We start from the raw sequence: 26,527 nt of genomic DNA, 5'->3' as shown, positions 1-26,527 counted from the left end.
CCCTGCGCCGAGGACGCCACCCCCACCGCCGTCGTGGCCACCGTCGCCGCCTCCGTCGCGTTCTTCGCGATCTCCCGCATGGAGGCCGTCATCTCCTCCGCCGCCGTGGCCACCGTCTGGATCGACGCCGAGACCTGCACCGAGGCACCCGAGGCGCTCCCGGCCCGCTCCGAGGTCAAGATCGCACCCTCGCCCATGCCCTGCGACAACGAGGAGAGCTGCTCGGCCGCGACCGCCAACGAGTCGGCCGTCCCGCCGATGTCGCCCAGCGACCCACGCAACGTCGTCAGCACCTCGCCCAGACCCTGGGCCAGCTGACCGATCGCGTCGTCACCGGTCACCGGCATGTGCCGGGTCAGGTCGCCCTCACCGGCGGCGCGGACCACCTCGAGCACCAGGTCGACCTTGCCCGCCAGCTCCGCGGCCACGGCCCGGTCCGCCTCGTCGCGCTGGATCCGCGCCACCGCCTGCGAGACCAGGTCGCTGATGTTGCGCAGGGTGCCGAGGCGCTGGTCGTTGAGGACCATGGGCGCGTCGGCGAAGAACTCCATGGTGGCGACGACCTCGCGCCCCGCCCGGACCGCGAAGCCCACCGCGGAAGGAGTGGGCAGGTCGGGCCGGTCGGCGAGGATGCCGGCCGGGATGTCGGCGCGCTCGATCTCCTTGTGGACCTCGCCGCTGGCCCAGATCTTGCCGGCCATCCCCTGGCCGCGGGCCAGCGTCGTCTCGGAGAACGTGCGCAGCATCTCGTCGGGGATGTGCCCGACCACGTGCGCGAGCCGCAGCCGGGAGATCTCGGGATCCACCCGCCACGCGGTCCCGGCGGCCCAGCGGAACTCCTGGCGGACCGCCTCCAGCGTCTTCAGGATCGCCTCCTCGACCGAGGTGGCGGCCCCCAGCAGTCCGAGGACGTGGTTCATCGCCGCGGTGTCGGCCATCGCCTGCTCGCGGTCGCGCTCGATCTGCAGCTTCTCGGTGACGATGTCCCAGGTGAGCAGGAAGCCGAGGCGCTGCCCCTCGTCGTCGAACATCTCGTTGATCGTGCCGTCGAGGGTCTCCGGCCCGATCTGGTGCATGGTCGACCGCACCTTGCTCAGCTGCTCCTCGGCCCGCGCGAGGGTGCCCTTGGGGTCGAGCAGGCCGGCCCGCTGGGTGTCCTGCTCCTCGTAGATCATCGCGAGCGGGACGCCGATGAGCTCCTCGGGCCGCACCAGCATGTGCTCCACGAGGCCCTCGAGAGCCCGCAGGGAGGCCGGGTTGAGGTAGGTGATGATCCCCTCGGCGTTGGCGAACATCATCTTGGTCGGGGAGTTCTCCAGCATCGCGTGGACGCGGGCGAACTTGCGCTGCTCGCGGACCTGCGCGGTCTTCTTGATCCAGGAGAGCATCACCCCGCCGAACTCGCCGTCGGAGGTGACGCCGGTGATGCTGAGGTCGGCGACCTCGTCACCGATCTCGACCTGCGTCTCGAAGGGCAGCAGCGACGGGTCGCCCCAGACCCTCTCGAAGGGACCGACGTCCCCGAGCAGGGCGAAGAGGGGCCTGACGTCGGCGCCGACCCACTGGTCCAGGGGCAGCGGGAGGAAGTCCGCCAGCGGACGCAGGTCCTCCAGCGCCTTCTCGTTGACGTAGGCGACCCGCTGGTGGGAGTCGGCGAGCAGGACGGCGGCGGGGAACCCGTCGAGCACGTGCTGCACGATCGCCGGGGCGCCGGGGGCGGGCCACCCCTGCGACTCCACCAGGGCGGTCGGGGTGACCGGGGTGGTCGGCGCGGCGATCAGGTCGGTCATGGGGTTCCTCCGGTAGGACTCTCGAGCGGTACGCCGACCGTGCGGTCGACGTCGAGGACGAGCAGGATCGCGCCCGGCAGGGCGACGACGCCCTCCAGCAGGTCGCGGACGTCGGCCGGCAGGTTGGCCGGCGGCGGCAGCAGGTCGAGCCCGGCGGTGTCGACCACGTCGCCCACCTCGTCGACCAGCAGGCTCACCGCCTCACCGCCCGAGCGGACGACGACGTTGAGAGGCAGCTGGTCGGCGTCGCGCAGCTGCTGGTTCAAGCAGCGGCGCAGGCAGAGCGCCGTCACGATCTGGCCGCGCAGGTTGAGCAGGCCGCGCACCGGGGCCGGGGCCAGCGGCACCGGGGTCAGCGGCTGGAAGCGCAGCACCTCCTGCACCTGCTGGATCCGGACGCCGAAGAGCAGGCCGTCCGCGGTGAAGGTGCAGTACTGGGTGGCCACGTCGGCGGGCACCCACGGTGTCGCCGGGAGCACGGGCGTCGTCGTCATCACGCCGCCCCCGCCGCCGTCACGACAGCCTCCAGGTCGAGCAGGTCGGTCACCCGGCCGTCGATCACCGCCGAGCCGAGGACCCCGGCGCGGCGGCCCACCTCGCTGCGGCGCAGCACCGTGTCGACGACGTCGACCACGCGCTCGATGACCAGGCCCACCCGCCGCTCGCCGTCCTCGTGGACGACGACCGAGAGCGTCGTGCGGTCCTCGGGCGCCGCCTCGTCGGCCGGGGCCGGCGCGGGGGGCAGACCGATCAGCTGGGAGAGCCGGACCAGCGGCAGGATGCCGTCCCGGTACTGCACGGCCTCCAGGGCTCCGGCCCCCTCGACCCGGGAGACCTGGATCTCCTCGAGCCTGGAGACCTCGTGCAGGGGCAGCGCGGCGCGGCGACCGGGCACCACCTCGAGCACCAGCATCGGGGTGGTCGCCTGCCGCCGGAGGGCTACCTCGACCTTGGAGACCGGGACCGCGACGATGCCGTGGGCACCGGCCAGCCCGGCCACGTCGAGGATCAGCGCCACCCGGCCGTCGCCCATGATGGTGGCCCCGGCATACATCCCCAGCGTCTTGAGCTGGCGGCCCAGCGGCTTGACCACGATCTCCTGGGTGTCGTGGACCTCCTCGACGCACAGGCCGTAGCGGATCCCGTCGGCCTGGACCACCACGACGGTGATCCCGTCGCGCTGGTCCAGGGGCAGGGCGTCGCCGACCGGGCCACCGAGGGCCCGGCCGAGCGGGAGCAGCGGCAGCAGCTCGCCGCGCAGCCGCAGCACCGGGGCGCCGGCCACCACGTCGACGTCGTCGGCGAGGGCCTGGCCCTCGACCCGGACCAGCTCGACCAGGTTGACCTGGGGCAGCGCGTAGCGCTCGGCGCCCTCCTGGACCAGCAGCGCCGGGATGATCGCCAGCGTCAACGGGATGCGCACCCGGCAGGTGGTGCCCTCCCCCACGACGCTGTGCACGTCGACGGTGCCGCCGATCCGCTCGATGTTGGTGCGCACCACGTCCATGCCGACACCACGGCCGGAGACGTTGGTGACCACCGAGGCGGTGGAGAAGCCGGGCTCGAAGACCAGTCCGAGCACCTCGCGCTGATCCATCCGGGCGAGCTCCTCGCGGGTGGCCACGCCGCGGGCCACGGCCGCGGCCGCGATGACGGCGGGGTCGATGCCCTTGCCGTCGTCCCTGATCTCCACCACGACCTGGCCGCTCTCGTGCCGGGCGCGCAGCAGCAGCCGGCCGGTGGCGGGCTTGCCGGCAGCCAGGCGGACGGCCGGGCTCTCGATGCCGTGGTCGATCGCGTTGCGGACCAGGTGGGTCAGCGGGTCCTTGAGCGCCTCCAGCAGCGACCGGTCGAGCTCGGTCTCGTGGCCCTCCAGGTCCAGCTGCACCTGGCGCTCGAGCTGGTGGGCCAGGTCGCGCACCACCCGCGGCATCTTCGACCAGACGTGCGCGATGGGCTGCATGCGGGTGCGCATCACCCCCTCCTGCAGCTCGCTGGCGACCTGGTCGAGCCGCTGGGCGGCCCGGACGAGCTCGAGGTCCTGCTCGGTCTCGGTGCGGCGCAAGATCTGGTTGCGGGTCAGCACCAGCTCGCCGACGAGCTGGACCAGGCTGTCGAGGAGGTCGACGTCGACCCGGACCGTGGACTCCACCGCGGAGCGGGCCGCGAGCTCCGGCACGGGTGTCTCGTCGGCGGCGCGCGGGGGCGCCTGCTCGGCCGGGCCAGGCGCCACCTCCGGTGCCGGGGCCGGCGTCGGCGCGAGAGCCGGGGCCGACGCGGGAGCGGGGGCGGGAGCGGGAGCGGCGTCGCGGTCCAGCACCGTCTTGATCGCCACCACCACGGAGTCGACGTCGACGTCGCCGGCCACGTCGGACCCGGTCGCCTCGACGGCGGCCAGCAGCCGGCGTACCGCGTCGACCATGGTGAGCAGCACACCGGTGACCTCGGTGGTCATGGTGCGCTCACCGTCGCGCAGGGTGGCGAGCAGGTTCTCCCCCACGTGGGTCAGCGCCTCGAGCCGGTGCAGGGCCAGGAAGCCGCTGGTGCCCTTGATCGTGTGGATGGTCCGGAAGATGCTGGCCAGCAGTTCGGGGTTCCCAGGGTGCTGCTCGAGCTCGACGAGGTCGCGGTCGAGCTGGTCGAGGTTCTCGTGGCTCTCCACGAGGAACTCGGCGATGATCTCGGCATCGTCGTGCACGACGTGCCCTCCCCCCGGCGCTCCGGGCGCAACGCGCTGCTGCGCCGTGCCTCGGTGGTCACATCGGCCACACCGCACCGGATCTGAGAGGTACGCCCCGATCAGTCGGGGTCGCGGCTCACTCCTGGCGCTTGCGCATCGCCGCGGCGAGGGAGGCGACGGCGTCCTCGGGGGGCGAGGCGGCCGACTGGTTGCTGGAGGCGAGCTCGGCCAGCAGCTCGGCGCGGTGCACCTTGACCGAGCGGGGCGCGTCGATGCCCACGCGGACGACGTCGCCGCGGACCTCGAGGATCGTCACGGTGATGTCGTCGCCCAGGACGACGCTCTCCCCCGTACGACGACTCAGCACCAGCATGGGGAGGACCCTACGGCACGCGAGGCGGCCGCGCGGGAGGACTCAGGCGACGAGCGGCGTGGCGACCGAGAGGGCGGGGTCGTCCAGGATCACCTGGCTGGCCTGCCGGCTGACGGTGTTGACCAGGATCGGGGCCAGCAGGTTGGCGGTCGTCTCGGCCAGGGTGTGACCGGCGGTGAGCACCACCAGGACCAGCACCTCGGAGGGGTCGGTGATGCCGAGCTGGTCGACCAGCTCGTCCTCGACCAGCGGGGCGTAGTCGGGGAAGAAGCCCAACGGGCTGGTGACCAGGAAGCGCAGGTCGGGGTCCTCCACGGAGCGCAGGGCGCAGAGCGTGCCGTCCTCGTCGAGACGGACCAGCGCGAAGCGGCGGTGCTCGGGGAAGCCGGGCATGGGGTTGACCAGCTCGATCACCGGGATCTCGTCCACGACGCTCCGTTCCTCCTGGCGGTTCGGCACTGCTCGGCTCTCCGGCCCGATCATGACAGACGCGGTCATCGCAGGAAGTCCATGAGGCTGGGCTGCATGACATGGCTGGTGGCCGCGAGCGCCGCCTGGTAGGCCGTCTGCTGCATCTGCAGGTCCATGATCGCCTTCGGGAGGTCGACGTTCTCGACGCCGACCAGCGACTTGGTGAGCGCGAGCTCGCGCTCCTCGGCGGCCTCCACGGCACGGTCGAGGGCGACGGTCCGGTTGCCCACGTCGATGACGGCGACACCGAGCCGGTCCAGGTCGCCGGCCAGCGCGTCGAGGCCGGTGCGCAACCCGGCGGTGTCCCCGGTGCGCACGGCCTCCGCCATCGCGGTGAGGTCGTCGAAGAGCGTGGCGCCGTCCGGCCCCAGGGTGGCGCGGGCGTCGAGGTCGACGCGGACGCTCACCCCGTCGGCGACGGTACGGGTGACCTGGCCGGGGACGCCGACGTAGGTGATCTGGTCGCCGAGCTGCTCGAAGGCGAGCCGGCCGGCGGTGACCCCGCCCATCACCGGGCGGTCCTGGTGGTTGGTGTTGGCCAGGGCGACCAGCGAGTCGCGGATCTGCTCGATCTCGGCGGCGAGCACCTCGCGCGAGCTCGGGCTGACGGCCCCGGGATTGGCGGCCTGGATCCCGATCTCGCGAGCGTGGCGGGTCTGGGTGATCATCGACTGCAGCACGGTGTCGACCTCGGCGAGCCACCCCTGCCCGTCCTCGGCGTTGCGCCGGTGCTGGACCGCCTCGGTGAGCTGGCCGCGCAGGCGCATCGCGGTGGTGGTGTCGGCCGGGTTGTCGGACGGGCGGGAGATCGCCTTCCCCGAGGAGACCTGGTCCTGCAGCGTGGCGAGGCGCGCGAGGCCGGTGTTCAGGTGCTCCAGCGAACGCTGGGTCATCATGTTCTGGGTGACCCGTGTGATGGTCATCGGCCGACCAGTCCTGTCCGGTTGATGAGGGTGTCGAGCATGGCGTCCACGGCGTTCATCACCCGCGAGGCGGCCTCGTAGCCGCGCTGGGCGGACATCAGGGAGACCATCTCCTCATCCAGGCTCACCCCCGAGAGCTGCTCACGCTGGCCGTCGACCTGGGCGACCAGGGAGGCCTGGTTGACCACCAGGCTGCCGGCGGAGGAGACCGCGGTGCCGAGCCCGTTGATCAGGCGCCGGTAGTCGGACTCGACCTCGGTGGCGATGCCCTGGCTCGCGGCGACGTCGCCGAGCAGCGCGCCGGACTGGGAGGAGGCCGCGAGGCGACCGGGGTCGGTGGAGACGAGGCGGAGCGACGCAGCCCCCTGGGCCGGGTCGTAGTCGAAGATCGGACCGCCGACGCCGCCGGACCGGTCGAATCCCCGGCCCTGGGCGTCGTTGACCTCCTGGGACAGCCGCGCGGCGACGGCGTCGAGCCCGGCCGCGTAGGCGGGCAGCGTGACGCTGAGCAGGTCGGCTCCGGCCCCCACCTCCCCGCCGATCTCGCCCGGCACCGGGGTGCTCGGTCCGATCCCGCGGATCTCGAAGGCGATCGGCACGGTGCCGGGCGCGCTGGCCACCAGGGTTCCGGCCTGACGGCCGGAGACGAGCAGGACCCCGCCGACGCTGACGTCGAGCCCGCCGTCGGCCCGCTCGGTGGCGGTCCCCCCGGTGAGCTCGGCGAGACCGGTGGCGACCTGGTCGCGACGGTCGAGCAGGGCGTTGACGTCCAACCCGGCCGCACCGTGCTGCGCGATCTGCCGGTTGAGCTCGGCCAGCTCGACCGCGGCACCGTTGACCTCGGTGACCGCCCCGTCGAGCCGGGTGCGGGCGTCCGCGGTCTCCCGGGCGACGTTGGCCGCCTGGGTGCGGATCGAGTCGGCCACTGCCTGCGCCTCGGAGAGCACCTGGGTGCGGGCGATGTCGGAGCCGGGCGCGTTGGACAGGCCGTGCCAGCTGGCGCGGAAGTCGGCGAGCGCCGCGGAGACACCGTTCGGCCCGGGCTCGGCGACCCCGGTCTCCAACCGCTCCAGGGTGGTGCGGCGCACGTCGAGGTAGCTGAGGGTGGCGCGCTCCTGGCGCACCCGGGTGTCGAGGAACTGGTCGGTCATCCGGCGCAGGTCCGCGACCCGGACGCCGTCGCCGGCCCCCTCGTAGCGCGACCACATGGCCGGCTGCGCCGGGGCGCCGACCGTCTCCCCCTCGACCCGGCGGCGGGTGTAGCCGGGGGTGGCCGCGTTGGCGATGTTGCCGCTCGCGGTGTCCATCACGACGCGGTTGTAGCGCAGGCCGCTGAGCGCGGTGTTGAAGGAGGCGAAGGTCCCGCTCATGGCCGGCTCACAGGCTCCGGTCGACGAGCGGACGGCGGGAGCCGGCGGCGACGGCGGTGCCGTCGGCGCTGTATCCCTCGGTCCCCTCCCCCAGGGTCAGCAGGGTCTCCCGCGCCGAGCGGATGCCGGCGGTGACGAGGTCGCGGTTGGCCTCGGCCATCGCGGTGACCTCGCGGGTGATCGCCTCGAAGGCGTCGCGGTGGTCGGAGAGGATCGACGCCCACGGCTCCGCCACGGACTCCACCAGGGCCCGCAGGCTCGGGTTGGGGGCGAGACCCGCCTGGGCGGCGGCCTCGTCGGCGGCCACCGCGCGCAGCACCTCGGTCTGCCGGATCGTCTCCAGGACGGCCTCGACCTCCTTGGCCGCGCGCAGGAGCCACTTGGTGCGGCCGGTCGCCATCACCAGCTGCTCGACCTCCAGCTTGAACAGCAGGGTCTCCAGCAGCTCGCGCTCGCGCCACAGGATGAGCGAGAGCTTCTCCATGGCGGTTCCCTTCGGTGTGGTGGGCCTCGGTGTGTGGGGCTTCGATGTCGTTCGGTGCGTGGGACGAGAGAGGACGGGCAGTTCCTCGAGGACTCCCATCGGCGGCGCCCAGGGGGACCTGAGCGTTTTTCCCACCCGGTCTCCGGGACTTCTGCACCGCTGTGCCTACACCCGGGTAGCCGGCGCGGGCCATGCCCGGTCGGGACCTTCGTCCTGATTCCTGCACACCCGGAGGGTTGCTCCCCAATAGTGGGTACACGGTGCGCTTCCCTGGACGACTCTCGTCCATGTGAACGAGAAGAAGGCCGGGCAGGCCACCGAGGAGCTGATCACGGCGACGATGCCGCTGGTCGGGCACATCGTCCGCGAGATGGCGGGCCGGGTGCCGTCCCACGTCTCCCGCGACGACCTGACGTCGGCCGGACTGGCCGCCCTGGTCCAGGCCGCCCACGCCTTCGACGCCGAGCGCGGCGTGCCCTTCGCCCGCTATGCCGCCACCCGGATCCGAGGCGCGCTCCTCGACGAGCTGCGCAGCGTCGACTGGGCCTCCCGCTCCGTCCGCCGCCGGGCCCGCGACCTGGAGGAGACCCGCCACCGGATGGCGGCCACCCTCGGCCGCGTCCCGAGTAGCGCCGAGGTCGCCAGCGCCATGGGGATGACCCTCGACGAGGTCGTCGCCAACGACGACGACATCGCCCGGGCCCAGGTGCTCTCCCTCCAGGGCGCCCCCGAGGACGCCCTCGACGAGATGCTGCCCGCCGACGGCGCCACCCCCGAGCAGCTGCTCGAGCACAAGGAGCGCCTCACCTACATGATCGAGGCGGTCGCCGAGCTCCCCGAGCGGCTGCGCGTCGTGGTCAGCGACTACTTCCTCCACGAGCGCCCGATGGCCGAGATCGCCGAGCAGCTCGGGGTGAGCGAGTCCCGCGTCTCCCAGCTGCGGGCCGAGGCGCTCAGCCTGCTCCGCGAGGCGCTGCACCGTGAGCTCGAGCCGGGCCTGGTCAAGCCGGCCGCCAAGCCCGAGGGCTGCGCGGCCCGCCGTCGCGAGTCCTACTTCGCCGCCGTCTCCGCCCGGCACGCCGCCACGCTGCGCCGCCCCGCCGCGCGTCCGGTCCTGGACGCCACCGCCTGAGCCTGGGCGCCCCCGGGTCGGGAACGCGCGGAAAAACTTCCGCCAATTCCTCAGGCCGGTCCGACGGGGGCCGATGAGAACGCCAACGGAGTCCACGGACGGACTCCAGCACGTGACTCCATTCCAGGAAGGAAACCATCATGAGTCTTCGCATCAACCAGAACATCGACGCAATGTCGGCCTACCGCAACCTGTCCACCACCTCGGGGGACATGGCCAAGTCGCTGGAGAAGCTGTCGTCGGGCTTCCGGATCAACCGGGCCGGCGACGACGCCGCCGGCCTGGCGATCTCCGAGGGGCTGCGCTCGCAGATCGGCGGCCTCAAGATGGGCGCCCGCAACGCCCAGGACGGCATCTCGCTCGTCCAGACCGCGGAAGGTGCGCTCACCGAGGTGCACTCGATGCTGCAGCGGATGAACGACCTCGCGGTGCAGCACGCCAGCGGCACCCAGAGCACCGAGTCGCAGGCCAACCTGTCGGCGGAGTTCACCCAACTGTCGACCGAGATCGCGCGGATCGGGACCCAGACCAAGTTCAACGGGATCTCGCTCTTCGCCGACACCACGGCGTCGTTCCAGGTCGGCTACGCCAAGGCCGACGTGATCGAGGTCACCGCCACCGCCCTGGCGGCGATCGACGTGAGCGGCGCGCTGATCACCGACAGCGACACGGTGCAGACGGCGATCACCGCGATCTCCACCCAGCGGGCCGAGCTCGGTGCCATCCAGAACCGGTTCGAGCACACCATCAACAACGTCAACGTGACCGTGGAGAACCTCTCGGCCGCCGAGAGCCGGATCCGCGACACCGACATGGCGCAGGAGATGATGAACTTCACCCGTTCGCAGATCCTCTCCCAGGCCGGCACCGCGATGCTGGCGCAGGCGAACCAGGCGCCGCAGGGCGTCCTCTCCCTGCTCCGCTGATGGCTGACGGCGGTCGGTCGGGCACTGCGGTGCCCCGGCCGGCCGCCGTCTCATCGTCACCCCGCTCGAGAAGCGGTTGAGAGGAGGACCCCGTGGCCAGCGTTTCCGGACTTTCAGGCTTCGACGGTGCCAGCATCGTCGACCAGCTCATGCAGCTGGAGACCGTCGGCAAGACCCGCGTCCAGACCCGGGTCCGCACCGAGGAGAACGCCCTCAAGGCGCTCCAGGGCCTCAACACCAGGCTCGCGGCGCTGGCGACCAAGGCCGCCGACACCGGCAAGGCAGGCGCCTGGTCCACGCTGAGCGCCACCTCCTCCGCCCCCGGTGTGAGTGCCACCGCCTCCTCCGCCACAGCCGCCTCGTCGTTCTCCGTCACCGTCGAGCGGCTCGCGCTCACCCACCAGCTGGCCTTCACGAGCCCGGCCGCGCTCACCGACACGGTGACCTCGGGGTCCACGACCGTCCGGCTCGACCGGCTCGACGCAACGGCTCCGCTCGCGCTGGAGACCGACGGCACCCTCCAGGGGCTCGTCTCCGCGCTCAACGACCCGGCCAACGAGACCGGCGTCCGCGCCACCGCGGTCCGCGTCGCCGACGGCTCCTACCGGATGCTCGTCGAGTCGACGAGCACCGGCCAGGCCGCCGACTTCACCCTGACCAACCTCGACGGCTCGGACCTGCTCGGCGGCGCCACGGCACGGGCGGGCCAGGACGCGGCGGTCTCGCTCGGCGGCATCACCGCGACCTCGGCGACGAACACCTTCGCCGACCTGATGCCCGGCGTCTCGGTGACCCTCGCTCCCCCGGCCACCGCCGGCACCGTCGCCGAGCTCACCGTCGCCCGCGACGCCACCGCCGTCACCGCGTCGGTGAAGTCGCTGGTCGACGACCTCAACGCCCTGCTCAAGGAGATCGACTCGCTGACCGCCTCCGGCGGCAGCGGCGCGCCCAAGGGGCTGCTCGCCGGGGACAACACCGTCCGCTCGATCCGAGCGGCCCTGCTCGACTCGGTCTACCCCGGCGGCGGCGCCTCGCTCGCCTCACTCGGCATCCAGACCGACCGCTACGGCAAGCTCGTCCTCGACGAGCAGGCCCTGGCCAAGGCCTACGAGGCCGACCCCGAGCAGGTCGCCGTCGCCCTCGGCTCCACCGCCGGCGGCTTCGCCGCCCGTGTCCAGGACGTCGCCAAGCAGGCCAGCGATCCCTACGACGGAACCCTCTCCACCTCCGTCACCGGCCGCCAGGCCGGCATCAAGCGCCTCAACGACTCCGTCGACCAGTGGGACACCCGCCTCGAGCTGCGTCGCGCCACCCTCACCCGCCAGTTCTCCGCCCTCGAGACCGCCCTGAGCCAGATGAACAGCCAGTCCACCTGGCTGGCCGGCCAGATCAGCGGCCTCCCCTCCTGGAAGTGATGATCGTCATGGTCCCCAACGACGCACGCGCCGCCTACCTCGGCGCCTCGGTGAGCACCGCCAGCCCCGAGCGGCTGGTGGTCATGCTGTGCGAGCGGCTGACCCTCGACCTGCGCCGCGCCACCGAGGCCCAGGACGCCGGCGACCATCTCGCGGCCCACGCCCTGCTCCTGCACGCCCAGGACATCGTGGTGCACCTGCGCTCCACCCTGCGCACCGACGCCTGGGAGGGCGCACCCCGCCTGGCCTCGCTCTACGACTGGATGTTCGGCCAGCTGGTGCGGGCCAACACCCGCCGCGACGTCGCCGCGACCCGCCACGTGCTGACGTTGGCCGAGCAGCTCAGCGACACCTGGCGCGAGGCGGCCCTGCAGCAGGCGGCCGCCAGCTGATGAGCACCCACGACCGGGCGCACGACCAGGCCAACAGCGTCATCTCGGCGGCCTGGGTCGCCGAGCTCGAGCGCCTCGAGGACGACGTCCGTCGGACCGAGCAGCTGCTCACCGACCCGACTCAGGCGCTCCTGTCCTGGCACGCCCGTCCGACCTGGCACGCGCCCTCGCTGGGCCCGGTCCCCGACCACCTCGAGGCCCGGGCCGAGGAGCTCCTCGCCCGCCAGGGTGAGCTCCGCGCGCAGCTGAGCAGGTCGCTGGCCGACCTGACCCGCCAGCGCGAGTTCACCGACCGGGTCAGCGACGCCACGGCGTCAGGCCCGGCGGGGCCGTCCTACCTCGACATCACCGCCTGAGCGGGACCGCGGCGCTCCGCCCCGGGCGAGCCCCTCTAGCCCCGGACCACGTCCAGGACCCGGGCCGCGATCTTGTCCAGAGCCAGCAGCTCGTGCGCGAGGCCGGCCGAGACCACCGCACCCGGCATCCCCCAGACCACCGAGGACTCCTGGTCCTGGACCAGCACGGTGCCGCCGTTGGCCTGGATCGCGCGGCACCCGGCGGTCCCGTCGTGCCCCATGCCGGTGAGCACCACGCCGAGGGCACCTTCGCCGAACACGTGGGCACCGGAGCGGAAGAGCACGTCGACCGACGGCCGGCAGAAGTTCTCGGGCGGCCCGGCGTCGATCCGGGTCAGCACCTGCTCACCGCTGCGGTGCAGCGAGAGGTGGCGGTCACCGGGCGCCACGTAGACGTGGCCGGCCAGCAGCGGCTCGCCGTCGACGGCCTCGGTGACGCTCAGGGCACTCACCCTGTCCAGCCGGGAGGCGAACATGGCGGTGAAGACCGGCGGCATGTGCTGGACCACCACCACCGGCACGCGCAGGTTGAACGGCAGGTCGCGCAGCACGCCGGCGAGCGCGTCGGGGCCCCCGGTCGAGCTGCCGATCATCAGCACCTCGGGCCGGGTGATCGGCCCCGTCGCCAGCACCTGCTGCGGCGCGAGCGGCCGCTCGGCGACGGCCGTCGCCTGTGCCCTCCCGACCAGGGCGGTGATCTTGGGGACCAGCTGGTCGGCGATCTCCCGGACGCTGGCGGCCAGGCTGTCGCTGCCGGTCGGCTTGGTGACGTAGTCCGAGGCCCCCAGCGAGAGTGCCTCCAGGGTCTTCATGGCGCCCCGCTCGGTGAGCGTGCTGAACATGATCACCGGCATCCGGGGGTGGGCCGCACGGAGCCGGCGCAGGGCGGCCAGCCCGTCGAGCACCGGCATCTCGATGTCGAGCACCACGGCGTCCGGCGAGAGCTCGTCTGCCAGCTCCAGGGCGTGCTGCCCGTCGACGGCCTGACCCACCACCGCGAACCCGGGATCGGTCTCTAGGGCGGCGGTCACGATGCGGCGGACAGCGGCCGAGTCGTCGACGACCAGAACATTGATCACGAGGCTCCTATCGGCAGGCATCAGCGCGACGTGAGGCGCACCGGATCCCGTTTTCCCTCAGGACGGGTGGCCCGCGACCGATGGGGAGGACGTGAGTCTCTCGTCGCTGGCCTTCGCCTACGTCTCCGACCTGGCGCGTCGTGAGACGGCGATGCTGTATCCCCCGGAGAAGGCCTACCTGGTGGAGTCCCGGCTCGCGCCACTCGCGGCCCGGGCCGGCTGCAGCCTGGAGGCCTACGTCGCCCGGCTGCGCCACGACGTCGTCGAGCAGGGCCGGGTGGTCGACGCGCTCACCATCAACGAGACCTCCTGGTTCCGCGACAACACCCCCTTCCGCGCCCTCGCCACCGGCATCATCCCGGCGCTGGTCCAGCAGCGGACCGGCCGGCACCTGAGGATCTGGTCGGCGGCCTGCTCCAGCGGCCAGGAGCCCTACAGCGTCGCGATGACGCTGAAGGACCACCTGCCCCGCGACTGGACGGCCGAGATCTGGGCCACCGACGTGTCCCCCACCATGGTGGAGCGGGTGGCCGACGCCCGCTACGGCCAGGTGGAGATGAACCGCGGCCTGCCGGCCACCTCGCTGGTCAAGTACTTCGCCCGTTCCGGCTCGGAGTGGGAGGTGGTCCCCGAGCTGCGCGCGATGGTCCGCCCCTCGGTGGTCAACCTGGTCCAGGACCTGCCCCCGATGCCGCTCTTCGACGTGGTGCTGCTGCGCAACGTCCTCATCTACTTCGACCTCGACGTGCGCCGCGAGGTGCTGCGCCGGGTGCGTTCCACGATCGCCCCCGGCGGCTACCTGGTGCTGGGCTCCTCGGAGACCGCGATGGACCTCGGCGACGACTGGGTCCGCGACACCTGCGGGCGGCTGCAGCTGCACCGGCCCGCTCCGGGGGAGTTCGCTCCCCCGCCCGCCCCGTCTGCCACCGCGGCAGCCGGCTCGAGACTCACCGCGACGGGATCCTGACATGCACGCTCTGATCATCGACGACTCCCGCGCGATGCGCCTGATCCTGCGCCGGATCCTGGACGGGCTGGGCTTCGGCGCCACCGAGGCCGCCAACGGGCGCGAGGCCCTCGACCTGCTCCAGGTCGGCCTCCACCCCGACCTGTGCCTGATCGACTGGAACATGCCGGTGATGGACGGCTACGACTTCGTCTCCGAGGTCCGCAAGGTGCGGGAGTGGCGCGACATCACGCTGATGATGGTCACCACCGAGAGCGAGCACGCCCAGATCGTCAAGGCCCTGGCCGCCGGGGCCCACGAGTACGTCATCAAACCCTTCACTGCGGACGCCATCCGCGACAAGCTGGAGCTGCTCGGGCTCATCCAGGACGGAGCCCTCACATGATCCTGGCCATGAACGGTGACCAGGCCCTGGTGGCCGCCAGCCCCAGGTCGTCCGACGTCCGCAAGCTGACCGAGGAGGTCTGGGCCTCGTTCCTTGACGAGCACGGCCCGCTGTACGTCGGCACCGGCCTCGACTTCACCCCCGAGTGGTCGGCCAGCGTCAGCGTGCGCGGCGAGTGGAACGGCGTCGTCGCCCTCGAGATGACGACCTCCGGCGCCCAGCAGCTGACCCGCAGCATGCTCGGCCTCGCGACCTCCGAGGACCTGGTCGACGGCGACCTGGTCGACGCGATCGGCGAGATGGTCAACATGATCGGCGGCAACGTCAAGAGCCTGGTCCGCGGCCCGTGCCGGCTCTCCCTGCCGCTGGTCGCCGCGGGGCGGCTGGCCCGCGGGACCGGTCACATGGAGGTCGTCCGGCTCGGCTGCACCTGGGCCCAGGAGCCGCTGGCCATCACCGTGCACGCCGGCCGCCCGACCAAGCACGTGGGGGCGGGAGCCCGGTGAAGATCCTCATCGCCGACGACAGCCGGGTGATGCGCCAGATCGTCATCCGGACGCTGCGCCAGGCCGGCTTCGCCGGCCACGACGTGGTGGAGGCCGAGAACGGCCGCCAGGCCGTCGAGCTGGTGCGCACCCACAGCCCCGACCTCGTCCTCTCGGACTGGAACATGCCCGAGATGAACGGCATCGACGCGTTGGCGGTCATCCGCGCCTCCGGCTCGCGGGTGCCGTTCGGCTTCGTCACCTCCGAAGGCACCGAGGACATGCGGGCCCGCGCCGTCGCGGCGGGCGCGCAGTTCCTCATCGCCAAGCCCTTCACCGCCGAGGTCTTCGCCCACCAGATCTCCGCGGTCCTGCCCACCGCCCCATGACCGTCCACCTGCCCGCCCCCAAGGAGATCCGCGACCTGCTCGCCGACCTCCTCGGCCGACAGGTCGAGATCTCGATGGCGGCCCCGCTGGCGCCCGGGCCCGCCACGCCGGCCACGTTCGCGGTCTACGTCGACGACTACCTGCGGGTCTCCTCGCTCCTGGTCCTCGACGTACGGCTCTCGGCCTATGCCGGGGCGGCCATCGGACTGGTGCCGCGCACCGTCGCGGAGAACGCGATCAAGTGGAGCGTGCTCCCCCCGCTGCTGGAGGAGAACCTGCGCGAGGTCCTCAACGTCGCCGTCAACCTCTTCCACGCCGGCGACTCCGACCACCTCCGCCTGCACGCCGTGCACGCGGCGGGCGGCGACGTCCCGCAGGACGTGCTGGCCAGGTCCCTGACGCTGGGCCAGCGCACCGACGTCGCGGTCGACGTGGCCGGCTACGGACGCGGAGCGCTCTCGGTGGTCCTGGTCGCGCGCTGAGCGCGACCCGACCGGCGGAGATGACCAGACCCGCATGGTCACTGCGGGTGGTCCGGGTGGTCCGAAGGTCCCGATGTGGACCGCCGGGGCCGTTTCTCCTCAACTCCCCCCGCCGCCGGCCGAACTGACCCTCGAGCACGGAACGCTCACCCCCGCCGAAGGACCGGCAAACCCTCGAGAGAGGCCTCTGCCTTGTCGTCCTTCGCCGTCACCGACGCTGTGTCGTCCGCGCTCGGCGCTGCCCTGGACGGGGTCGCGCTGCGCCAGCGCGTGATCGCCGACAACATCGCCAACGTCGACACCCCCGGCTTCCGCGCCACCTCGGTGGAGTTCGAGGCCTCGCTGCGCGCCGCGATCGCCGACGGCGGCCTGGCCCGGGGCGACGCCCAGGTCTCGGTGTCCGCCACCCCGACCGACACCCCGGTCGGGGTCAACGGCAACAACGTCGACCTGCGCAAGGAGTCGCTGGCCGCGATGCAGTCGCAGTTCCAGTACCAGCTGCTCACCCGCGCGGTCAACGACCGTCTCTCCCTGGTCCGCACCGCGGCGATGGGGCAGTGATGGGCGCCTTCGACCTGCTCCGGATCGCCGGCTCCAGCCTGGGCATGCACCAGACCTGGCTCGACTCGGTCTCCCACAACATCGCCAACGCCAACACCGCGGCCAGCACCGACGAGGATGCCTTCCAGGCCCGGATGGTGGTGGCGCGCGCCAGGCCCGACGGCGGTGTCGAGGTCGGCGGCCTCGAGCTCGGTGCGGCCGAGGGCCTGATGGTCCACAGCCCCGAGCACCCCCTGGCCGACGAGAACGGCTACGTGCGCATGCCCGACATGGACATGGCCAGCCAGATGACCCAGCTCGTGATGGCCCAGCGTGGTTTCCAGGCCTCGGTCCAGGTCACCAAGAACGCCCAGGACACCTACAACGCCGCCCTCCAGATCGGACGTGGCTGATGAGCATCTCAGGCATCGAGAGCGTCGGCTTCACGCCGTTCGTCCCCCAGAACCTCGGTGTCGGCGCCGCCGGCGGCGCCGGCGCGGCCGGCGCGCAGGGCCCCCAGGGGCCGCAGGGCGCCGGGGCCGACTTCGGCGAGCTGGTCCTCGACGGGCTCGACCGGCTCGAGGGTGTCCAGGACCGCGCCGACAAGCTCGCCGTCCAGGCCGCCACCGGTGACCTGGCCGCCATGCACGACTACACGATCGCGGCCACCGAGGCCGCGGTCACCACCCAGCTGACCGTCGCGGTGCGCAACAAGGCGCTCGAGGCGTTCAACGAGATCATGCGGATGCAGGTCTGATGAAGGACACGATGACGCGCAGCCTGGCGCGCTTCCGGACCACGTTCACCTCGTTCACCGCGGGCCAGAAGGCCGTCGCCGTGGTCGGGACGCTCGCGCTGCTCATGGCGGGCTTCATGGTCTTCCGGTGGGCGGCCACGCCCAGCTACAGCCCGCTCTTCTCCAACATGGCCGCCGAGGACGCCGCCGCGGTGATCGACGAGCTCGAGGCCACCGGCATCCCCTACGAGATCAGCAACAACGGCTCCACGGTGATGGTGCCCAAGGAGCAGGTCCACGAGACCCGGATCGCGCTCAGCGGCGAGGGCCTGCCGACCAGCAGCGGCGACGGCTACTCGCTGCTCGACGAGCAGAGCCTCTCGACCTCGCAGTTCCAGGAGCAGACCTCCTTCAAGCGGGCGATGGAGGGCGAGCTGGCCAGCACCATCGAGGCGATCGACGGCGTGCACACCGCGGTGGTCCACCTGGCGCTGCCGGCCAAGCAGGTCTTCGCCAAGGAGCAGGACCCCGCCACCGCCTCGGTCCTGGTCGCCACCGACCGGGGCGACACCTTCGCCCCCGAGCAGGTGCAGGCCGTGGTCCACCTGGTCGCCTCCAGCATCGACGGGCTGGCCCCGGAGAAGGTGACCGTCACCGACTCCACGGGGCGGCTGCTGTCGGCCGACGACGCCACCAGCGGCACCGGTGCGGGCACCCGCGCCCAGGCCGTCGAGGAGTACCAGGACGACCTGGCCGCCAAGATCCAGCAGACGCTCGACACGGTCGTCGGCCCGCGCAACTCCACCGTCGCGGTGACCGCCAACCTCGACTTCGACAAGGCGGTCAGCACCACCACGACCTACGAGTCCGACCCCGCCGCCAAGCCCCTCTCCCGCTCCCTCCAGCGCGAGACCTACAGCGGTGGCGCGGACCCGGGCACGGCCGGCGGCGTCGTGGGCCCGGAAGGCCAGATGGAGAACCCCGGCGGCGAGGGCGACGGCTCCTACAACAAGGAGACCACCACCGAGGACAACGCGGTCAACAAGGTCGTCGAGACCCGCGAGGCCGCCCCCGGCGGCGTGGAGTCCCTGCACATCGGCGTGGCGATGGACGCCAACGCCCCGGTCAAGGTCGGCGCCGCCGACATGCGCAACCTCATCGCCGCGGCAATCGGGGAGAACCTGGAGCGCGGCGACACCATCGAGGTCACCTCGCTGCCCTTCGACCGCAGCGCCCAGGAGGCGGTCGAGGCCGAGCTGAAGGCCGCCGCCGCCGCGGACGCCAAGGCCGCCCGCAACCAGATGCTGCGCAACTTCGGCCTCGGCGCCCTCATCGCGCTGATGCTGCTGCTGGCCTGGCTCAAGGGTCGTCAGCGGGCCAAGGCCCGGGCCAAGGCCACCACCTACGTCGTGGAGCAGCTCCGCGCCGACCAGGCCACCCGCACCACCACGCCCCCGGTGGAGGCCGGCGCCGCCCTGATGGCGCTGGAGGCCGCTGAGCGCACCGACGCCGAGGAGCTGCGCGACGAGCTCGCCGCGCTCGTCGAGCGGCAGCCCGAGGACGTCGCCCAGCTGCTCCGCGGCTGGCTGGTGGAGCGTCCCTGATGACCGCCGTCGCCACCAAGGGGCTGCGCAAGACCGCAGTCCTCCTCATCCAGCTGGGCAAGGAGCGGGCCAGCGAGGTGCTCAGCCACCTCTCCCCCGAGGAGGTCGAGGCGATCTCCGGCGAGATCGCCCGGCTCGCCTACGTCAGCGGGGACGAGTCCGACCAGGTGATGGGCGAGTTCCGCGACCTGCTCACCGCGCGCGCCCACATCGCCAAGGGCGGCCTCGACTACGCCCGTGAGCTGCTCGAGGGCTCCCTGGGGGCGGAGCGCGCCGCCGAGGTCGTCGAGCGGCTCCAGGCCGCCGCGGTGCAGATGCCGTTCCAGTTCCTGCACCGCGCCGACCCCGCCCAGCTGCGCTCGTTCATCGCCGACGAGCACCCGCAGGTGATCGCCCTGGTGCTGGCCCACATGACCGCCGACAAGGCGTCCCTGGTGCTCTCCGGCCTGCCGCCCGAGCAGCAGGCGCAGATCGCCCACCGGATCGCGGTGATGGACCGCACCTCGCCCGAGATCGTCCACGTCGTGGAGACCACCCTGGAGCGCAAGCTCTCCTCCATGCTTCAGCCGGCCGAGATGTCGCGGGTCGGTGGCCTGGATCCGCTGGTCAACATCATCAACCGCTCCGACCGCTCCACCGAGCGCCAGATCGTCGAGGGCCTGGAGGCCCTGGACACCTCGCTGGCCGACGAGGTCAAGAGCCGGATGTTCATGTTCGAGGACATCGTCATGCTCGACGACCGCTCGGTGCAGCAGGTGCTGCGCGAGGTCGAGGGCTCCGACCTGGCCCTGGCGCTCAAGGGCATCGAGGACGGCCCGGTGCGCAGCAAGATCACCGGCAACCTCTCCGAGCGTGCCGCCGAGAACCTGCTGGAGGAGGTCGAGCTCCTCGGGCCCGTCCGCCTGACCCAGGTGGAGGAGGCCCGCCAGGGCATCATCCGCACCATCCGCAAGCTCGAGGAGTCCGGCCAGATCATGGTCCGGCGAGGGAGCGACGATGAGTTCGTCGAGTGAGGCGGCGCTCGCCGTGGGCGCGACCGTGCCGCAGGTGACCCGCGTCCGTCCCCCCGAGCTGCGCCGCGGCGAGTGGACCCGGCTGGGCCCCGACGGCCTGCTGGGCGACGCCGTCGCCGAGCACACCCTCTCCGCCGTGGCCGAGCAGGCCCGGGCCGCCGCCCGCGCCCAGGGCTACAGCGTGGGCTGGGCCCAGGGTCGCCGCGAGGCGGCCGAGGAGGCCACCGTCGCCGCGCACGACCAGGCCGAGCGGTGGGCCGTCGCCGAGCGTGAGCGGGCCGAGGAGCACGCCGCCGCGCTGGCCGCGCTCACCGCCGCCGCCGAGCGGCTCGCCTCCCGGGTCGAGGAGACCGTGGAGCGCCTCGAGGTCCAGGGCACCGAGCTCGCGTGGACCCTGACCGAGGAGCTGCTGGCCCGTGAGGTCGCCGCCGCCGACGGCGCCGACGTCGTACGCCGGGTGCTGGCGCTGGCCCCCGGCGGCACGGTCGCCCGGGTCCACCTGGCCCCCGGCCACCTCGACCACCCGGCCGTCGACGACCTCGCCCAGCGGGGCGTGGCCGTGGTCGCGGACCCCACCCTGGGCCCCCTCGACGCGGTCGTCGAGATCGAGGACCACGCCCTGGACCTGCGGCTCGACTCGGCGATGGCCAGGGTCCGGGAGGCGCTGCGATGAGCGCGCTGACCACCACCCGGCACGCGGCCGCCCTCGCCGCGGTCGCCGCCCCCCGCCTGGGGCGGGTCACGGAGATCCTCGGCCTGCACCTGCTGGTCGCCGGCGTGGCCGCCGCGGTCGGCGACCTGGTCGAGATCGAGTCGACCACCGGGGTCCCCGTGCTGGCCGAGGTGGCCGCCTCCGGCGCCACCGGCCTGGTCTGCCTGCCGCTGGGCCAGACCACCGGCCTGCGCGCCGGCGCGCTGGTGCAGCACACCGGCGGCCCGCTGCGGATCCGCGTCGGGGAGGAGCTGCGCGGCCGGGTGCTCGACGGCCTCGGCCGGCCGATCGACGACGGTCCGCCGCTGGACCACCTGCCCCTGGTCAGCGTGGACCACCCCACGCCCCCCGCACTCTCCCGCCCCCGGATCACCCAGCAGCTGGGCCTGGGCGTCCGCGCGCTGGACTCGCTGACCCCGTGCGGCCGCGGCCAGCGGATCGGCATCATGGCCGGCTCCGGGGTCGGCAAGTCGAGCCTGCTCTCGATGATCGCCCGCGGCACCGACGCCGAGGTCTGCGTGCTGGCCCTGGTCGGCGAGCGCGGCCGCGAGGTCCGCGAGTTCATCGAGAACGACCTGGGCCCCGAGGGCCTGGCCCGCTCGGTGGTCGTGGTCGCCACCTCCGACGCCCCGCCGGTGGAGCGCCTGCGGTCGGCCTTCGTGGCGACCCGGATCGCGGAGTCCTTCCGCGACGAGGGCCGCGACGTGGTGCTGATGATGGACAGCCTCACCCGGGTCGCGATGGCCCAGCGCGAGATCGGGCTGAGCGCCGGCGAGCCCCCCGCCACCCGCGGCTACCCGCCGAGCGTCTTCGCCCTGCTGCCGCGGCTCCTGGAGCGGGCCGGCACCTCCGCGGCCGGCAGCATCACCGGGCTCTACACCGTGCTCGTCGAGGGCGACGACATGCAGGACCCGGTCGGCGACACCGCTCGCTCGATCCTCGACGGCCACGTCGTGCTCTCCCGCCGCCTGGCGACCTCCGGGCACTTCCCTAGCATCGACGTGCTGGAGTCGATCTCCCGGGTCACCGGCGCGGTGACCACCCCCGAGCAGCGCGCCGACGCCACCCGGCTGCGCCGGATGCTGGCCGCCCACCGCGACGTCCGCGAGCTGGTCGAGATCGGCGCCTACGTGCGCGGGGCCGACGCCGACGCCGACGCCGCCCTGGCGCGGATGCCGCAGATCGACGACTTCCTGCGCCAGTCGATGGACGAGACCACGCCCACCTTCGCCACCTGGACCCGGCTCCACGAGCTGGTGGCACCGTGAGCGCGCGTCAGGGCGCCGCCGCCGACCGTGGCATGCGCGCCGTCGAGCGGGTCCGCGCCGTGCGGGAGCGCGACAGCCGCCTGGGCCTGCAGGAGGCCGGCGCCGAGCGCGACCGGCTCCGGGCCCGGGTCGCCGAGCTCGAGGACCGGATCGCCACCACCCCCGCCTGGGGCGAGGGGACCACCGGGGGCTACCTGGCCCTGCGCGACTCGCTGCTCCACCTCGGCCAGGCGGTCGAGCGCACCGCCCAGGAGACGGCCTCCGCCGAGCGGATCGCCGAGTCGGCCCACGCCCACTGGAGCCAGGACAAGACCCGGCTCTCCGCGGTGGAGAGCCTGCTGGAGCGGCGGGCCGCGGCCCGGCGCGCCGAACGGGCCCGCCGCGAGGCCCACGAGCTCGACGACATCGCCGCCCAACTGTGGGTCCGCCGGCAGGGGGGCACGCGATGAGCGTCGCCGAGGTCACCGGCCGGATCGCCCAGATCCAGTCCCAGCTGGCCCTGCTCGCCCCGCCCCGCAGCTCGGGTGCCGACTTCTCCTCCGTCCTGGGCCAGGCCCTGGGCGGCACCGCCGCCACCGGCGGGTCCACCTACTCGCCCTCGGGCCTCGGCGGCGCCACGCCCCTGACCGGGGCGGCTCCCGTCACCGGCAGCGCGACGCCCGGCTCGGTCTCCGGCGACGACGTGGTCGCCGAGGCGCGCAAGTACCTCGGGCTGCCCTACGTCTGGGGCGGCACCGACCCGAACAAGGGGATGGACTGCTCCGGGCTGGTGCAGGTGGTCTACAAGAACCTCGGCTACGACCTGCCCCGGGTCTCCTTCCAGCAGGCCGCCTCGGGCCGTCCGGTGGAGAGCATGAGCCAGGCCCAGCCGGGCGACCTGATCGCCTGGGACAACTCCAGCCGCAACGACGGCGTCGACCACATCGCGATCTACATCGGCGGCGGCAAGATGATCGAGGCGCCCCGGACGGGCCTGGACATCCGCATCATCGACGTGCCGAGCACCCCCGACGTGATCCGGCGGATCCTGCCCGACGGCGCGGCCGGCGGCACCGCCGGCGTCCCGGCACTCCCGGGTGTCGGGGGCGTCGGGGGCGTCCCCGCGGCCGGCGCCACGCCGTACGCCGACCTCTTCATCAGCGCCGGCAGCCGGTACGGGGTCTCCCCCGCCCTGCTCAGCGCGGTCGCCGGTCAGGAGTCCGGCTTCGACCCGCAGGCGGTGAGCCCCGCCGGGGCCCAGGGCCTGATGCAGCTGATGCCGGCCACCGCCCAGGGGCTCGGGGTCAGTGACTCCTTCGACCCCGCCCAGGCCGTCGACGGGGCCGCGCGTCTGCTGCGCGACCTGCTCGACCGGTTCGGCCGCACCGACCTGGCGCTGGCCGCCTACAACGCTGGACCCGGTGCGGTGATGCGCTACGACGGCATCCCGCCCTACGCCGAGACCCAGAACTACGTGCGCTCCGTGATGGGCGCACTCGGAGGTGCCCGATGACGCCCCTCGCGTCGCTGCCGAACCTGGCGACCCTGGCGACCCCCGCGCCCAGCACGCCGACGGGAGCGCCGGTCCCGCCCGAGACGGTCTCCGGCTTCCTCGGGCTGCTGATGGCCGCACTCCCGGCCGCCGCCCCCGGAGCCGACCCCACAGCCGACCCCGCAGCCGACCCGGCCGCGGACCCCGCTGCCGACCCCGCCGCGACGGCGGCGCCGCAGCACGACGTACCGGCGCAGGACGGGGAGGAGACGCAAGGGACCGACCCGCAGGCCGCTCCGGACGCCACCGCCGTCCCGCCGCTCTACCTCCCCGCGGAGGTGGCGCTGCTCGGCCCCTTCGGGCTCGACGCCGCCCTGGTGGCCAGCGGGGGCACCCCCGCGGTCGCCACCCCGGCCGTCCCCGACGCCACCCCGCTGCCCACCCCCTCAGCCACCCCGCTGCCCACCCCCCTCGGGACGTCATCAGAAGCGGTCGCCCCGGCGACCGCCGGCGATGACGTCACGCCGGGCGAGCCCAGCGCGGTGGCCGGCCCTCTGGAGACGTCATCGGTGTCGGTCGCTCCGGCGACCGCTCGCGATGACGTCAGCGCGGCAGCAGCGGCGCCGCAGACGGGTACGGCGGGCGCGGCGGGTACGACGGGCACCTCCGGCGAGGTCGGCGCAGCCGGCGCCACCGCGGTCCCGGCCGGCATGACCGCGGCGTCCGCGCCCACCCCGGGCGGGGCGGCCGAGCCGGCCGCGCACGTGCGGGGCCAGGTCTTCCCCGAGGTGACCAGCCTGGTCAGCCGGGGCAACGGCACCCACCGGATCACGCTGACCCTCAACCCCGAGGCCCTGGGCGAGGTCCGGGTCACCCTGGTGGTGCGCAACGGCGAGGTGACGGTCAGCTTCGCGGCCGGCGACCAGGCCCGCGGCGCCCTCCTCGAGGGCGCCCCCGAGCTGGCGCGGCTGCTGGAGCTGGCCGGCGCCTCGGAGAGCCGGGTGCTGGTCCGCGAGCCGGGCGCACCCGACCAGGCACTCGCCACCGCGACCGGCCGCGACGGCCAGCGCGACGGCGCCCGCGACGGCAGCGGCCCGGCGGCCGACGCCGACACCCCCGGCGACGGCCGGGGACCCACAGACCACCACGCAGGGACGCGTGAGGGAAGAAACGCCACGGACGGCACCATCCGCGGAACCGGGGTCACCCCCGCTCCGCACGAACCGGTCAGCCGTTCCCGTGCCACGGGACTCGACGTGACCGTCTGAGGAGGTACCCGTGTCTGTCCAGGCAACGGAGGCCGTGGCACCCGGCATGTTCGGTCCGGCCACGAGCACGTCGACCCCGTCGACGAAGAACGACAAGGACATGTTCCTGCAGCTGATGGTGGCGCAGATGCGCTACCAGGACCCGCTCAACCCGGCCGACTCGGGTCAGTTCCTGGCCCAGTCGGCGCAGTTCACGGCCCTGGAGAAGATGCAGGCCGTGGCCGACCAGACCGCGCTGCTGCTCTCGGCCCAGATGGCCTTCGGTGCCAGCGGTCTCGTTGGTCGTGAGGTCTCCTGGACCAACCCCGACGGCAGCGTCGGCAGCGGACTGGTCGGTGGCGTCACCTTCGGCGCCCAGGGCCCCGTCCTCGACGTCGACGGCACCGAGGTGCCGCTGGCGATGGTCGCCTCCGTGAACGCCCCGGCCAGCCCCGCGACGGGCACCGACACGGGAGCGGCTCCCGCCGTCCCCGGCTCCACCACTCCCTGAACCGTCCCTTCCTACTCCGTGAGGTAATCACCATGCTTCGTTCGCTCTTCACCGGCATCTCCGGCCTGCGCGTCAACCAGACCATGCTCGACGTGACCGGCAACAACATCGCCAACGCCAACACCACCGGCTTCAAGTCCAGCACCACCGTCTTCCAGGACACCCTGAGCCAGATGATGACCGGCGCCGGCGCCGCCAACGCCAACAACGGCGGCACCAACCCCGTCCAGGTCGGTCTCGGCGTGCAGCTCGCCGGCACCGTCACCAACCTCACCCAGGGCTCGGAGCAGACCACCGGTCGCGGCACCGACCTGATGCTCTCGGGCGACGGCATGTTCGTGGTCCGCAAGGGCAACGAGCAGCTCTACACCCGCGCCGGCGCGTTCTCCTTCGACAACACCGGCGCTCTGGTCACCCCGACCGGCAACCGGGTCCAGGGCTACGCGCTCGACGCCGACGGCGTCGCCACCGGCGACCTCGTCGACGTCACCCGCAACACCGCCGGGGTCCTCCCGGCCGTCCCCGCCGGAGTGGAGCTGACGTCGTACTCGATCGGCAGCGACGGCAAGGTCACCGGCCTCTTCTCCGACGGGATCCAGCGTGGGCTGGCCCAGCTGGCCATCGCCGACTTCACCAACCCCCAGGGCCTGGAGAAGGTCGGGGAGAGCAGCTGGCGCGCCTCGGCGAGCTCCGGCGAGGCCGAGCTCGGCGTGGCCGGCGCGGGGGGCCGCGGCACGGTCAAGGCGGGCTCGCTGGAGATGTCCAACGTCGACCTGGCCGCCGAGTTCACCAACCTGATCCTGGCCCAGCGCGGTTTCCAGGCCAGCTCGCGGGTGATCACCACCTCCGACCAGGTCCTGGAGGAGCTGGTCAACATCAAGCGCTGACCCCCGCCTCGGCCGGTCCGTCCCCGATCGGGACGGACCGGCCAGAAGGCCTCAGGTCGGACACCAACCGGCCGAACTGAACATCGAGGGCCACGGACGGCCCTCGGCTGGACGCACAAGGATGGTGCTGATCGTGATCATGCTTACCCGACTCTCAGGGACGCAGTTCGTGCTGAACTCCGACCTGATCGAGCGCATCGACGCCACCCCGGACACCGTCATCACGCTGACCGACGGGACGAAGTACGTCGTGGCCGACTCCATGACCCAGGTCGTCGCCGCGATCCGTTGCTTCCGCTCCGAGATCGTCGCGCTCTCGGCCATGGTGCCGCCCGACCTCGAGGAGCTCTTCCCGACGCCCTCCACGGCGCGCCTGGCCCCGGTCTCGGTGCTCCCGGGCTTCGAGGCCTCCGCCCGCGGCGAGATGCGGGAGCACTGA

General features: G+C 73.0%; 32 protein-coding genes. 23 read left to right on the top strand and 9 right to left on the bottom strand.

The features are described 5' to 3' along the window. The 8 genes from AC4BGE_RS18035 to AC4BGE_RS18000 all read right to left on the bottom strand — a co-directional run. On the bottom strand, window positions 1-1,790 hold a 1,790-nt coding region (locus AC4BGE_RS18035), incomplete at its 3' end, for a methyl-accepting chemotaxis protein (RefSeq protein WP_490576167.1). Continuing rightward, window positions 1,787-2,284 (bottom strand): chemotaxis protein CheW, encoded by a 498-nt coding sequence (locus AC4BGE_RS18030; protein ID WP_490570230.1) that lies wholly within the window; start codon window positions 2,282-2,284, stop codon window positions 1,787-1,789. The genes AC4BGE_RS18035 and AC4BGE_RS18030, both read right to left, overlap by 4 nt. Then, window positions 2,284-4,488, bottom strand: coding sequence for a chemotaxis protein CheW (locus AC4BGE_RS18025; protein ID WP_490576166.1), 2,205 nt, complete (start codon window positions 4,486-4,488; stop codon window positions 2,284-2,286). The genes AC4BGE_RS18030 and AC4BGE_RS18025 overlap by 1 nt, the downstream gene beginning before the upstream one ends. 118 nt (window positions 4,489-4,606) lie before the next feature. Continuing rightward, the gene (gene csrA / locus AC4BGE_RS18020; RefSeq protein WP_489964484.1) at window positions 4,607-4,843 is read right to left on the bottom strand and encodes a carbon storage regulator CsrA; all 237 of its coding nucleotides are present in this window, start codon (window positions 4,841-4,843) and stop codon (window positions 4,607-4,609) included. A 42-nt stretch (window positions 4,844-4,885) separates the two neighbouring features. Further along, entirely contained in the window at window positions 4,886-5,341 is a 456-nt protein-coding gene (gene fliW / locus AC4BGE_RS18015) for a flagellar assembly protein FliW (protein WP_490576165.1), read from the bottom strand. Continuing rightward, window positions 5,338-6,237: a flagellar hook-associated protein FlgL gene (gene flgL / locus AC4BGE_RS18010; protein WP_490576164.1), complete on the bottom strand. Its 900-nt coding sequence runs from the start codon at window positions 6,235-6,237 to the stop codon at window positions 5,338-5,340. Before flgL ends, fliW begins: the two co-directional genes overlap by 4 nt. Then, window positions 6,234-7,607, bottom strand: a complete 1,374-nt coding sequence (flgK, locus tag AC4BGE_RS18005; protein ID WP_490576163.1) for a flagellar hook-associated protein FlgK — start codon at window positions 7,605-7,607, stop codon at window positions 6,234-6,236. Before flgK ends, flgL begins: the two co-directional genes overlap by 4 nt. A gap of 7 nt (window positions 7,608-7,614) precedes the next feature. Continuing rightward, complete coding sequence (locus AC4BGE_RS18000) at window positions 7,615-8,091, bottom strand: flagellar protein FlgN (protein WP_490570235.1); 477 nt, start codon at window positions 8,089-8,091, stop codon at window positions 7,615-7,617. A 289-nt stretch (window positions 8,092-8,380) separates the two neighbouring features. Between AC4BGE_RS18000 and AC4BGE_RS17995 the strand changes: the two genes are divergently transcribed. The 5 genes from AC4BGE_RS17995 to AC4BGE_RS17975 all read left to right on the top strand — a co-directional run bounded on the left by AC4BGE_RS17995 (window position 8,381) and on the right by AC4BGE_RS17975 (window position 12,312). Further along, complete coding sequence (locus AC4BGE_RS17995) at window positions 8,381-9,223, top strand: sigma-70 family RNA polymerase sigma factor (RefSeq protein ID WP_490570236.1); 843 nt, start codon at window positions 8,381-8,383, stop codon at window positions 9,221-9,223. Window positions 9,224-9,363: 140 nt separating this feature from the next. After that, a complete protein-coding gene (locus AC4BGE_RS17990) occupies window positions 9,364-10,149 on the top strand; it encodes a flagellin N-terminal helical domain-containing protein (protein WP_490570237.1) in 786 nt (261 codons plus the stop codon). 92 nt (window positions 10,150-10,241) lie between these two features. Continuing rightward, window positions 10,242-11,564: a flagellar filament capping protein FliD gene (fliD, locus tag AC4BGE_RS17985; RefSeq protein WP_490576162.1), complete on the top strand. Its 1,323-nt coding sequence runs from the start codon at window positions 10,242-10,244 to the stop codon at window positions 11,562-11,564. Then, entirely contained in the window at window positions 11,564-11,956 is a 393-nt protein-coding gene (gene fliS, locus AC4BGE_RS17980) for a flagellar export chaperone FliS (RefSeq protein ID WP_490576161.1), read from the top strand. Before fliD ends, fliS begins: the two co-directional genes overlap by 1 nt. Then, entirely contained in the window at window positions 11,956-12,312 is a 357-nt protein-coding gene (locus AC4BGE_RS17975; protein ID WP_490576160.1) for a hypothetical protein, read from the top strand. Before fliS ends, AC4BGE_RS17975 begins: the two co-directional genes overlap by 1 nt. A 35-nt stretch (window positions 12,313-12,347) precedes the next feature. On the opposite strand, the gene AC4BGE_RS17970 is transcribed toward AC4BGE_RS17975, so the two are convergent. Beyond that, complete coding sequence (locus tag AC4BGE_RS17970) at window positions 12,348-13,391, bottom strand: protein-glutamate methylesterase/protein-glutamine glutaminase (protein ID WP_490576159.1); 1,044 nt, start codon at window positions 13,389-13,391, stop codon at window positions 12,348-12,350. A 91-nt stretch (window positions 13,392-13,482) separates the two neighbouring features. Here AC4BGE_RS17970 and AC4BGE_RS17965 point away from each other — a divergent pair, with 91 nt between their 5' ends. From AC4BGE_RS17965 to AC4BGE_RS17880, 18 genes are all read left to right on the top strand, one after another. Continuing rightward, the gene (locus AC4BGE_RS17965) at window positions 13,483-14,358 is read left to right on the top strand and encodes a CheR family methyltransferase (RefSeq protein WP_490576158.1); all 876 of its coding nucleotides are present in this window, start codon (window positions 13,483-13,485) and stop codon (window positions 14,356-14,358) included. 1 nt (window position 14,359) lies between these two features. Continuing rightward, a complete protein-coding gene (locus AC4BGE_RS17960; RefSeq protein ID WP_490570243.1) occupies window positions 14,360-14,743 on the top strand; it encodes a response regulator in 384 nt (127 codons plus the stop codon). An 8-nt stretch (window positions 14,744-14,751) separates the two neighbouring features. Then, window positions 14,752-15,249, top strand: coding sequence for a chemotaxis protein CheX (locus AC4BGE_RS17955; protein ID WP_490570244.1), 498 nt, complete (start codon window positions 14,752-14,754; stop codon window positions 15,247-15,249). After that, window positions 15,246-15,617, top strand: coding sequence for a response regulator (locus AC4BGE_RS17950; RefSeq protein WP_490576157.1), 372 nt, complete (start codon window positions 15,246-15,248; stop codon window positions 15,615-15,617). The genes AC4BGE_RS17955 and AC4BGE_RS17950 overlap by 4 nt, the downstream gene beginning before the upstream one ends. Further along, window positions 15,614-16,099 (top strand): hypothetical protein, encoded by a 486-nt coding sequence (locus tag AC4BGE_RS17945; protein ID WP_490570246.1) that lies wholly within the window; start codon window positions 15,614-15,616, stop codon window positions 16,097-16,099. The genes AC4BGE_RS17950 and AC4BGE_RS17945 overlap by 4 nt, the downstream gene beginning before the upstream one ends. A gap of 192 nt (window positions 16,100-16,291) precedes the next feature. After that, the gene (gene flgB / locus AC4BGE_RS17940; RefSeq protein WP_490570247.1) at window positions 16,292-16,660 is read left to right on the top strand and encodes a flagellar basal body rod protein FlgB; all 369 of its coding nucleotides are present in this window, start codon (window positions 16,292-16,294) and stop codon (window positions 16,658-16,660) included. Then, on the top strand, window positions 16,660-17,052 hold the full coding sequence (locus tag AC4BGE_RS17935) for a flagellar basal body rod protein FlgC (protein ID WP_490570248.1): 393 nt from the start codon (window positions 16,660-16,662) through the stop codon (window positions 17,050-17,052). Before flgB ends, AC4BGE_RS17935 begins: the two co-directional genes overlap by 1 nt. Then, window positions 17,052-17,396, top strand: a complete 345-nt coding sequence (gene fliE, locus AC4BGE_RS17930) for a flagellar hook-basal body complex protein FliE (protein ID WP_490570249.1) — start codon at window positions 17,052-17,054, stop codon at window positions 17,394-17,396. The genes AC4BGE_RS17935 and fliE overlap by 1 nt, the downstream gene beginning before the upstream one ends. 11 nt (window positions 17,397-17,407) lie before the next feature. Continuing rightward, window positions 17,408-18,979 (top strand): flagellar basal-body MS-ring/collar protein FliF, encoded by a 1,572-nt coding sequence (gene fliF, locus AC4BGE_RS17925; RefSeq protein WP_490576156.1) that lies wholly within the window; start codon window positions 17,408-17,410, stop codon window positions 18,977-18,979. Beyond that, window positions 18,979-19,992 carry a flagellar motor switch protein FliG gene (gene fliG / locus AC4BGE_RS17920; RefSeq protein ID WP_490570251.1) on the top strand — a complete coding sequence of 338 codons (1,014 nt, stop codon included), beginning with the start codon at window positions 18,979-18,981 and terminating at the stop codon, window positions 19,990-19,992. Before fliF ends, fliG begins: the two co-directional genes overlap by 1 nt. Next, the gene (locus AC4BGE_RS17915) at window positions 19,976-20,665 is read left to right on the top strand and encodes a FliH/SctL family protein (RefSeq protein WP_490576155.1); all 690 of its coding nucleotides are present in this window, start codon (window positions 19,976-19,978) and stop codon (window positions 20,663-20,665) included. Before fliG ends, AC4BGE_RS17915 begins: the two co-directional genes overlap by 17 nt. Further along, window positions 20,662-21,972: a FliI/YscN family ATPase gene (locus AC4BGE_RS17910; protein WP_490570253.1), complete on the top strand. Its 1,311-nt coding sequence runs from the start codon at window positions 20,662-20,664 to the stop codon at window positions 21,970-21,972. The genes AC4BGE_RS17915 and AC4BGE_RS17910 overlap by 4 nt, the downstream gene beginning before the upstream one ends. Next, window positions 21,969-22,421: a flagellar FliJ family protein gene (locus AC4BGE_RS17905; protein WP_490576154.1), complete on the top strand. Its 453-nt coding sequence runs from the start codon at window positions 21,969-21,971 to the stop codon at window positions 22,419-22,421. Before AC4BGE_RS17910 ends, AC4BGE_RS17905 begins: the two co-directional genes overlap by 4 nt. After that, on the top strand, window positions 22,418-23,464 hold the full coding sequence (locus AC4BGE_RS17900; protein ID WP_490576153.1) for a transglycosylase SLT domain-containing protein: 1,047 nt from the start codon (window positions 22,418-22,420) through the stop codon (window positions 23,462-23,464). The genes AC4BGE_RS17905 and AC4BGE_RS17900 overlap by 4 nt, the downstream gene beginning before the upstream one ends. After that, a complete protein-coding gene (locus tag AC4BGE_RS17895; RefSeq protein ID WP_490576152.1) occupies window positions 23,461-24,711 on the top strand; it encodes a flagellar hook-length control protein FliK in 1,251 nt (416 codons plus the stop codon). The genes AC4BGE_RS17900 and AC4BGE_RS17895 overlap by 4 nt, the downstream gene beginning before the upstream one ends. 10 nt (window positions 24,712-24,721) lie before the next feature. Then, window positions 24,722-25,201, top strand: coding sequence for a flagellar hook assembly protein FlgD (locus tag AC4BGE_RS17890; protein ID WP_490570257.1), 480 nt, complete (start codon window positions 24,722-24,724; stop codon window positions 25,199-25,201). Window positions 25,202-25,233: 32 nt separating this feature from the next. Continuing rightward, window positions 25,234-26,088 (top strand): flagellar hook protein FlgE, encoded by an 855-nt coding sequence (locus tag AC4BGE_RS17885; RefSeq protein WP_490570258.1) that lies wholly within the window; start codon window positions 25,234-25,236, stop codon window positions 26,086-26,088. 139 nt (window positions 26,089-26,227) lie between these two features. Further along, window positions 26,228-26,527, top strand: coding sequence for a flagellar FlbD family protein (locus tag AC4BGE_RS17880; protein WP_490570647.1), 300 nt, complete (start codon window positions 26,228-26,230; stop codon window positions 26,525-26,527).

It is taken from the genome of Nocardioides sp. Z50_6 (assembly GCF_058215755.1).
The sequence above is the reverse complement of the archived record's forward strand: the minus strand, read 5'-3'. Positions and strand labels throughout refer to the sequence as shown.

What these genes read in the sequence shown, in the direction of transcription:
- AC4BGE_RS18030 (WP_490570230.1), bottom strand. Translation starts at nt 2,284, where the DNA reads ATGACGACGACGCCCGTGCTCCCGGCGACACCGTGGGTGCCCGCCGAC.
- csrA (WP_489964484.1), bottom strand. Translation starts at nt 4,843, where the DNA reads ATGCTGGTGCTGAGTCGTCGTACGGGGGAGAGCGTCGTCCTGGGCGAC.
- fliW (WP_490576165.1), bottom strand. Translation starts at nt 5,341, where the DNA reads ATGACCGCGTCTGTCATGATCGGGCCGGAGAGCCGAGCAGTGCCGAAC.
- flgL (WP_490576164.1), bottom strand. Translation starts at nt 6,237, where the DNA reads ATGACCATCACACGGGTCACCCAGAACATGATGACCCAGCGTTCGCTG.
- flgK (WP_490576163.1), bottom strand. Translation starts at nt 7,607, where the DNA reads ATGAGCGGGACCTTCGCCTCCTTCAACACCGCGCTCAGCGGCCTGCGC.
- AC4BGE_RS18000 (WP_490570235.1), bottom strand. Translation starts at nt 8,091, where the DNA reads ATGGAGAAGCTCTCGCTCATCCTGTGGCGCGAGCGCGAGCTGCTGGAG.
- AC4BGE_RS17990 (WP_490570237.1), top strand. Translation starts at nt 9,364, where the DNA reads ATGAGTCTTCGCATCAACCAGAACATCGACGCAATGTCGGCCTACCGC.
- fliS (WP_490576161.1), top strand. Translation starts at nt 11,564, where the DNA reads ATGATCGTCATGGTCCCCAACGACGCACGCGCCGCCTACCTCGGCGCC.
- AC4BGE_RS17975 (WP_490576160.1), top strand. Translation starts at nt 11,956, where the DNA reads ATGAGCACCCACGACCGGGCGCACGACCAGGCCAACAGCGTCATCTCG.
- AC4BGE_RS17960 (WP_490570243.1), top strand. Translation starts at nt 14,360, where the DNA reads ATGCACGCTCTGATCATCGACGACTCCCGCGCGATGCGCCTGATCCTG.
- AC4BGE_RS17955 (WP_490570244.1), top strand. Translation starts at nt 14,752, where the DNA reads ATGAACGGTGACCAGGCCCTGGTGGCCGCCAGCCCCAGGTCGTCCGAC.
- AC4BGE_RS17945 (WP_490570246.1), top strand. Translation starts at nt 15,614, where the DNA reads ATGACCGTCCACCTGCCCGCCCCCAAGGAGATCCGCGACCTGCTCGCC.
- AC4BGE_RS17935 (WP_490570248.1), top strand. Translation starts at nt 16,660, where the DNA reads ATGGGCGCCTTCGACCTGCTCCGGATCGCCGGCTCCAGCCTGGGCATG.
- fliE (WP_490570249.1), top strand. Translation starts at nt 17,052, where the DNA reads ATGAGCATCTCAGGCATCGAGAGCGTCGGCTTCACGCCGTTCGTCCCC.
- fliF (WP_490576156.1), top strand. Translation starts at nt 17,408, where the DNA reads ATGACGCGCAGCCTGGCGCGCTTCCGGACCACGTTCACCTCGTTCACC.
- fliG (WP_490570251.1), top strand. Translation starts at nt 18,979, where the DNA reads ATGACCGCCGTCGCCACCAAGGGGCTGCGCAAGACCGCAGTCCTCCTC.
- AC4BGE_RS17915 (WP_490576155.1), top strand. Translation starts at nt 19,976, where the DNA reads ATGAGTTCGTCGAGTGAGGCGGCGCTCGCCGTGGGCGCGACCGTGCCG.
- AC4BGE_RS17910 (WP_490570253.1), top strand. Translation starts at nt 20,662, where the DNA reads ATGAGCGCGCTGACCACCACCCGGCACGCGGCCGCCCTCGCCGCGGTC.
- AC4BGE_RS17900 (WP_490576153.1), top strand. Translation starts at nt 22,418, where the DNA reads ATGAGCGTCGCCGAGGTCACCGGCCGGATCGCCCAGATCCAGTCCCAG.
- AC4BGE_RS17895 (WP_490576152.1), top strand. Translation starts at nt 23,461, where the DNA reads ATGACGCCCCTCGCGTCGCTGCCGAACCTGGCGACCCTGGCGACCCCC.
- AC4BGE_RS17885 (WP_490570258.1), top strand. Translation starts at nt 25,234, where the DNA reads ATGCTTCGTTCGCTCTTCACCGGCATCTCCGGCCTGCGCGTCAACCAG.
- AC4BGE_RS17880 (WP_490570647.1), top strand. Translation starts at nt 26,228, where the DNA reads ATGCTTACCCGACTCTCAGGGACGCAGTTCGTGCTGAACTCCGACCTG.